1 protein-coding gene is annotated in these 607 nt (G+C 64.4%); it reads left to right on the top strand.

What is annotated here, in order from left to right; all coding sequences use genetic code 11:
- Positions 1–607 (top strand): condensation domain-containing protein (locus IE247_RS33995; protein ID WP_229869536.1); only part of this gene is annotated, 607 nt, incomplete at both ends.

The following is a 607-nucleotide window of genomic DNA, read 5'->3' as shown; positions in this document are numbered from 1 at the left end:
TGACGGTTCATCATCTGGTGGTTGACGGGTGGTCGGTGCCGTTGTTGGTGCGTGATTTGTTTGGGTTGTACGGGTCGGGTGGGGAGGGTGTGGGGCTGCTGCCGCGGGTGGTTCCGTATCGGGAGTATTTGGTGTGGTTGGCGGGTCGTGATCGTGGTGTGTCGCGGGGTGTGTGGGGTTCGGCGCTGGCGGGGCTTGAGGGTGGTTGCCGGCTGGTGGGTGGTGTGCCGGGCGGTGGTGGTGCGGTGGTGCCGGAGCGGGTGGTGTGTGGTTTGCCGGTGGGGTTGTCGGGTCGGTTGGGGGTGGGGGCTCGGGCTCGTGGGCTGACGGTGAATTCGTTGGTTCAGGGTGCGTGGGCGGTGTTGCTGGGTGTGTTGACCGGTCGTGATGATGTGGTGTTCGGGTCGACGGTTTCGGGGCGTCCGCCGGAGTTGGCGGGTGTGGAGTCGATGGTGGGTCTGTTCATCAATACGGTTCCGGTGCGGGTGCGGTTGGATTATGCGGAGTCGTTGGGTGATTTTCTGGTTCGGGTGCAGCGTGAGCAGTCGGAGTTGCTGGATCACCAGTATCTGAGTCTCGCGGAGATCCAGCGGATCGCCGGGACCGG

The sequence above is a fragment of the Streptomyces inusitatus genome, from assembly GCF_014651115.1.
Taxonomy (GTDB): Bacteria; Actinomycetota; Actinomycetes; order Streptomycetales; family Streptomycetaceae; genus Streptomyces; species Streptomyces amakusaensis.
Note: the sequence above shows the minus strand (reverse complement) of the source record. Positions and strands in the feature narration are given on the sequence as shown.